7 protein-coding genes and 1 pseudogene are annotated in these 5,843 nt (G+C 71.6%); 1 reads left to right on the top strand and 7 read right to left on the bottom strand.

Annotated features, from left to right (window positions below; translation table 11 throughout):
- Positions 1-484 precede the first annotated feature (484 nt).
- Positions 485-967: a hypothetical protein gene (locus Q1N79_RS12130; protein WP_300608423.1), complete on the top strand. Its 483-nt coding sequence runs from the start codon at positions 485-487 to the stop codon at positions 965-967.
- A gap of 99 nt (positions 968-1,066) precedes the next feature.
- Here the strand turns inward: Q1N79_RS12130 and hypE are convergent, their stop codons facing one another.
- From hypE to Q1N79_RS12095, 7 genes and pseudogenes are all read right to left on the bottom strand, one after another.
- Entirely contained in the window at positions 1,067-2,230 is a 1,164-nt protein-coding gene (hypE, locus tag Q1N79_RS12125; protein WP_300608421.1) for a hydrogenase expression/formation protein HypE, read from the bottom strand.
- Complete coding sequence (gene hypD / locus Q1N79_RS12120) at positions 2,227-3,378, bottom strand: hydrogenase formation protein HypD (RefSeq protein WP_300608418.1); 1,152 nt, start codon at positions 3,376-3,378, stop codon at positions 2,227-2,229. Before hypD ends, hypE begins: the two co-directional genes overlap by 4 nt.
- A gap of 30 nt (positions 3,379-3,408) precedes the next feature.
- A complete protein-coding gene (locus tag Q1N79_RS12115; RefSeq protein ID WP_300608415.1) occupies positions 3,409-3,681 on the bottom strand; it encodes a HypC/HybG/HupF family hydrogenase formation chaperone in 273 nt (90 codons plus the stop codon).
- Positions 3,659-4,375, bottom strand: coding sequence for an SIS domain-containing protein (locus Q1N79_RS12110; RefSeq protein WP_300608413.1), 717 nt, complete (start codon positions 4,373-4,375; stop codon positions 3,659-3,661). Before Q1N79_RS12110 ends, Q1N79_RS12115 begins: the two co-directional genes overlap by 23 nt.
- On the bottom strand, positions 4,372-4,617 hold the full coding sequence (locus Q1N79_RS12105; RefSeq protein WP_300608411.1) for a HypC/HybG/HupF family hydrogenase formation chaperone: 246 nt from the start codon (positions 4,615-4,617) through the stop codon (positions 4,372-4,374). Before Q1N79_RS12105 ends, Q1N79_RS12110 begins: the two co-directional genes overlap by 4 nt.
- Positions 4,618-4,622: 5 nt before the next feature.
- Complete coding sequence (locus tag Q1N79_RS12100) at positions 4,623-5,255, bottom strand: SIS domain-containing protein (RefSeq protein ID WP_300608408.1); 633 nt, start codon at positions 5,253-5,255, stop codon at positions 4,623-4,625.
- Between the two features lie 119 nt (positions 5,256-5,374).
- A pseudogene (locus tag Q1N79_RS12095) lies at positions 5,375-5,843 on the bottom strand (hypothetical protein); the annotation flags it as partial.

Here is a 5,843-nt window from a genome sequence, read left to right as displayed (position 1 = left end):
CGCAGAAACTGCGGGCGAAGCAGGCTGCCGACGTGCTCAACGCGCGCATCCACCACCACACCGCCCAGCGTCCCACACCAACCCCTGCCCATCCGCCGCATGAGGGCAGCCGGCTCGCGTGACGCTGACTGCGACGGCGCGGTCTTTCGCCGCGCCTGGCGCCGTCGGCCGCTGCCCCGGCCTGCCTGACTGGGCCGGCTGCGCCAACGGCCCGGCCGTATCGGGCCGGCTGCGCCAACGGCCCGGTTGCCTTCACTCCCGGCAGTGGGTCTAGCCCCGTGAGCGGTGCCCGGTTGGCTTGCGCGCGCCGGCGGCCGGTGCACGTGCGTTGTCAGGCCAGTGGTGCTGCACACCGAATAGCAGCGAGACCCGCCCCGATAAGCAGGAGGCCCAACCCGCTGACGGCGGGCGCAATCGCCGCTCAATCGCGGGGCAAGACCGCGCGGGCACGCTGGTGTGCACGGCGAGTCCAAGGGGGGTGGCCGTGAGCGGTGGCGCGGCCTGCAGGCGGTGGTGGCGGGCATGGCGGGCGCGGTTCGGGCTCGCGGAGGTGTGCGGAACCGCGGGCGCGGCGGCCGGGTTCGCCGCCGGGTACCTGCCCGCCGGGTCGCTGGTCGCCGCCGCCGGGCTGGCGACCGTCGGGGAGTTCGCCGGGTTCTACGCTTGCCTGGGGGCCAGGGCGGGGCTGGCGGCGTGGCGGGCGACGGCCCACCTGGCCGGGTGGCGCAGGCTGGCGGGCGGAGCCTGGCACGCGGTGCGACAGGAGCTTGGCTCCTGCGCGGCCGCCGAGGTGCTCGATTTCACGCTGATCCGCCCGGGCTGCCTGATCGGGGCCGCGTGGCTGCTGCGGCCGCTGCCGGGCGGCGTGTGGCTGGGCTTCGTGGCAGGCAAGGCCGCCGCCGACGTGGTCTGGTACTGCGCGGAAGCCTGCGTCCGCCGCGCCGTCGCTCAGCCAGGCAGTCCGTGAGGGCAGGTGAGGCGGGCGTGCTCGTTCGGGATAAAAGATTTCAATTGTCCCGAACGGACAGTGCCGGCTCCCCGCTCGCCCGGCTCCTGCGGCGGCGCGTCAGCAGATCCGCGGCAGCGGGTCGCCGACGAGCAGGTCGACGATCCGGGTGCCGCCGAACGCGGTCTTGAGCTGCACGATCCCCGGCTGGCCGTCGGTCACGGCGCCGATGACGGCCGCCCGCTCCCCCAGCGGGTGCGCGTGCAGCGCCGCGAGCGCGCGGTCCGCGCTGGCGGCGGGCACCACCGCCACCAGCCGTCCCTCGCACGCCACGTACATCGGGTCGATCCCGAGCAGCTCGCAGGCGCCGCGGACTTCGTCCCGCACGGGGATGTCGTCCTCGCTGACCAGCACCCCGGCCTGGGCGGCCCGCGCGATCTCGTTGAGTATGGTCGCGACCCCGCCGCGGGTGGCGTCCCGCATCGCCCGCACCTCGGGGACCGCGTCGAGCAGGCCCGCGACCAGGCCGTTGAGCGGGGCCGTGTCCGAGCCGATGTCGGCCTCGATGTCGAGCTCGCCGCGGGCCAGCATGATCGTGATCCCGTGGTCGCCGATCGGGCCGGACACGATGATGGCGTCGCCGGGCCTGGCATGGGCCACGCCGAGGGTCACGTCCCGCTCGAACAGGCCCACCCCGGCGGTGTTGACGTAGCAGCCGTCGGCCTTGCCCCGCTGCACGACCTTCGTGTCACCGGTGACCACGCAGACCCCCGCCCTGGCCGCGGCGTCCCGCATCGACGCGGCGACGCGGGTCAGGTCGGCGACGGGGAAACCCTCCTCGAGGATGAAGCCGGCCGACAGGTACAGCGGGGTGGCCCCGGTCACCGACAGGTCGTTGACGGTCCCGTTGACCGCCAGGTCGCCGATGTCGCCGCCGGGGAAGAACAGCGGGGACACCACGTAGGAATCGGTGGTGAGCGCCACCCGGGAGCCGGCCAGCCGAAGCTCGGCGGAATCCTCGAGGGGTTCGAGCAGCGGGTTGCGGAACGCGTCGAGGAAGATCGCCTCGACCAGCGTCTGGGTCGCCTTGCCGCCAGCGCCGTGGGACATCGTGACCCGGTCCTCGCGGACGCGCGGAGTGCGGCGGCGGGCGCGGTCGATGCGGTCGAGCACCTGCTGCTCGCGATCGGTCACCGGCAGCTCGCGGCGTCCCGCCGGATCGCCGGGCAGGTCGGCGGCGGCGTGGTCGTGCTCCCGCAGCGCCTCCTCGATCCAGCCGGTCATGGCGCGACCGCCCGCCCCGGCTGTGCGGCTGCCGCCTCGGGGACCCGGCTGCGGTGCATCCGGCCGTAGTTGTAGTACGCGGCGCAGGCCCCCTCCGGTGACACCATGCAGGTGCCGATCGGGGTCTCGGGCGTGCAGGCGGTCCCGAAGACCTTGCACTCCCACGGCTTGAGCACCCCCTTGAGCACCTCGCCGCACTGGCACGCCTTCGGGTCGGCGACCCGCACCCCGGGAACCTCGTACAGCAGTTCGGCGTCCATCGCCGCGTACTTCTCGCGCACCTTCAGCGCGGAGTGCGAGATGAAGCCGAGGCCGCGCCATTCGAAGTAGGGCCGCAGCTCCATCGTCTCGCCGATGGCCGTCAGCGCGACCAGGTTGCCGTCCCACGGCACCACGCGCGAGTACTGGTTCTCGACCTCCGACCGGCCCTGCGACAGCTGCAGCATGAGCATGTAGATGGACTGCAGGATGTCCAGCGGCTCGAACCCGGCCACCACGACCGGCTTGCCGTAGTCACGGGCGATGAACTCATAGGGCCGGCAGCCGATGACCGTGGACACGTGCCCTGGCCCGATGAACCCGTCGAGCCGCAGGTCGGGTGAGTCGAGGATCGCCTTGATCGCCGGGATGATCGTGACGTGGTTGCAGAACACGGAGAAGTTCCGCAGGCCTTCGGCCGCGGCGCGCAGCATGGTCATCGCGGTGGACGGCGCGGTCGTCTCGAACCCGATCGCCATGAAGACGACCTGCCGGTCCGGGTTCTGCCTGGCGATCTTGAGGGAGTCAAGCGGCGAGTAGACCATGCGGATGTCGGTGCCCGCCGCCTTGGCGTCGAAGAACGACCCGTGGCTGCCCGGCACCCGCATCATGTCGCCGAACGAGGTCATGATCACGTCCGGCCGCGACGCCAGGTGCATGGCGTCGTCGACGCGCCCCATCGGTATCACGCACACCGGGCAGCCGGGGCCGTGCACCAGCGTGATCGACTCGGGCAGGTAGTCCTCGAGGCCGTGCTTGTAGATCGTGTGGGTGTGCCCGCCGCACACCTCCATGAGCTTGTACCGCCGGCCGGGCTCGCACAGCGCCGCGATCTTGGCGGCGAGCGCGTGCGCCTTGTCCGCGTCACGGAATTCGTCGACGAACCGCATCGTCCGCACACTCCTGTTCGGTCAGTGCCTTTATTCGATCAGTGACTCGCGCAGCGCGGCGATCTCGTCCTCGTAGGCCTGGCCGATCCCTTCAAGGAACGCCATGGCCGCCGCCGCCTCGGCCTCGTCGATCTTGGACAGCGCGAAGCCGACGTGGATCAGCACCCAGTCACCCGGCTTGGGCGGGTCGTCGGCGAGCAGGCCGATGTTGATCAGCCTTTTCACGCCGCTGACGCTCACCTTGGCGAGGTCGGGCTGCTCGGGGTGCAGTTCGATGACCTCACCCGGTATGCCAAGACACATGTGACACCTCTTCCGGGCCCTCGGCCGCGCCGAGGGCACATGTGGTGAGCTCCCAGAGCACCTGGTAGATCGTGGTCTGCGCCTCCTGGATCCGGTGGATCGAGGCGGACGGCGCCACGAACAGGTAGTCGATGCTGTCCAGCTCGGCCATCTTCCCGCCCGAGTAGCCAGCCAGCCCGATCGTGAGCATCCCGCGCCGGCCCGCCTCGTCGAAGGCGCGCACCAGGTTCGCGGAGTTGCCGCTCGTCGACAGGCCGACCGCGATGTCGTCACGGCCGCCGAACGCGGCGAGCTGGCGGGCGAAAACGACGTCCACGCCGATGTCGTTGCACAGCGCCGTCACCACCGAGGTGTCGTTGGCCAGCCCGAACGCCGGCAGCGGGCGGGCGTCCCCGCCCGGGTGCAGGAACAGCGTCGCGAGCTGCTGGGCATCGGTCGCGCTGCCGCCGTTGCCGAAGGCGAACAGCCGCCCGCCCGCCGCGAAGCGGGCCGCGGCCTGCCGCGCGCACTGCGCCAGCCGTGCTCCGTCCCTGGCGGCGATGACCCGGCGCAGTTCGCAGATCTCCCCGGCCTTGGCGACGGTCGAGGCGCGAACCTGCTCAAGCACGGCCGCCAGGTCGCCCGTGTCGGCGTAAAGGAACGGGTAGAGCGACTGCATCGCCGCCGCGCCGCTCTCGTCCTCTCCCCTGGTCACGAGACCACCTCCCCGCTAGCGTCCACGACCGCGATCGCTTCCCCCGCGTGCACCAGGATCGTGGCTCCGGCCGCGGCGGCCACCAGCGCGACGCTGACCTCTTCCTCGCCCTGCCCGGTGTCCACCACGGCCAGCCCGTCAGCCAGCAGCCGCACGACCCGCACCTCGACGGCGGCGTCGGAGCAGGTGATGCACGTGTCGCCATGGCAGCCTGGCGGCTGCCCGCCGGTCATGGGGGTCATGGGGGTCATGGCACGACGCCGGGATCAAGCACGCCCGGCTGCTCGAAGAACACGTGCACCAGCTCCCACAGGATGTGGTACGTGGTCACGTGCATTTCCTTGACCACCCGCGGGTCATCTGCCGCCGCCGCCAGCAGGTGATCGACGGCCGGGCTCGCCGCGATCCGTCCCCCGCCGCCACCGACAAGGGCGATCGTGAGCAGGCCGAGCTCCCTGGCCGCCTCCAGGCCGGCCAGCACGCTGGCGCTGTCCCCGTCGGCGGAGATCCCCAGGGCGATGTCGGCGGGGCTGGCCAGGACGCGGATCTGGTGGGCGAAGATCGCGCTCACGCCCTCGCGTTCGGCTATCCCGGTCACCGTGGCCACATCTGTCGTCAGCGAGATGGCCGGGAGCGCGCGCTTGCCGACGATGACCGGGTGCACGAACTCCACCGCGACGTGCTGGGCGTCGGTGCTCGGCCCGCCCGCGCCGAACACGACGAGCTTGCCGCCCCGGTGGAAGCGGACCGCCATCGCATGGCAGGCGTCCGCTACCGCGCCCGCTTGCCTGGCCAGTTCCCTGGCGGGTTCGCTGCGCAGCTCGAACAGGCGGCTGACCTCGGGGTGGTCGTGAGCTGCAGGCGTCGCCGTTGAGGCCATAGCAGCCACCGTAGGACACTTATGGGGGGGTGTCTAGCCTGCGGGCAGACAGTTTTGACTGTTCCGCCTGGACAGTTCCGTTTTGACCGGATGCCGTCTTCGATCGGGCTACGGCCGTGTCATGGTCGCTCGGCGGTGATGTGGCCGCCGTCCCGGCTGCTGACGCTGAAGATGCCCAGGCACCCGCCCCCGCTGCTGGCTATCCGCCAGTAATCGCCGACGTACACGTCAAGCGTCCTGGATTGACCTGGCTTCAGCGTGACGTAAAGCTCCTGCCTGGCGGCGGACTTGAGCCAGATGACCTTGATCACGGCGCCGCTTGAGTTGGTGACGACGAGCCGCACCTCGTCCCGCCCGGTGCCCGAAGTGTACGTGCCCGAGCAGGCATGGCGGCTGACTCCCGCGGCGGCGAATGGCGGATACGTCGGCGTCGGCGTCGCCGCGGGCGACGTGGTCGTCTTCGTGCCTGGCGAGCCGCCCGTGCCGAACACGACGAGCTTGCCGCCCCGGTGGAAGCGGACCGCCATCGCATGGCAGGCGTCCGCTACCGCGCCCGCTTGCCTGGCCAGTTCCCTGGCGGGTTCGCTG

It is taken from the genome of Trebonia sp. (genome assembly GCF_030042015.1).
GTDB lineage: Bacteria > Actinomycetota > Actinomycetes > Streptosporangiales > Streptosporangiaceae > Trebonia.
The sequence above is the reverse complement of the archived record's forward strand: the minus strand, read 5'-3'. Positions and strand labels throughout refer to the sequence as shown.

Bases quoted from the DNA above. Each gene is read 5' to 3' on its own strand.
- hypE (WP_300608421.1), bottom strand. From the start codon at position 2,230: ATGACCGGCTGGATCGAGGAGGCGCTGCGGGAGCACGACCACGCCGCC.
- hypD (WP_300608418.1), bottom strand. From the start codon at position 3,378: ATGCGGTTCGTCGACGAATTCCGTGACGCGGACAAGGCGCACGCGCTC.
- Q1N79_RS12115 (WP_300608415.1), bottom strand. From the start codon at position 3,681: ATGTGTCTTGGCATACCGGGTGAGGTCATCGAACTGCACCCCGAGCAG.
- Q1N79_RS12105 (WP_300608411.1), bottom strand. From the start codon at position 4,617: ATGACCCCCATGACCGGCGGGCAGCCGCCAGGCTGCCATGGCGACACG.
- Q1N79_RS12100 (WP_300608408.1), bottom strand. From the start codon at position 5,255: ATGGCCTCAACGGCGACGCCTGCAGCTCACGACCACCCCGAGGTCAGC.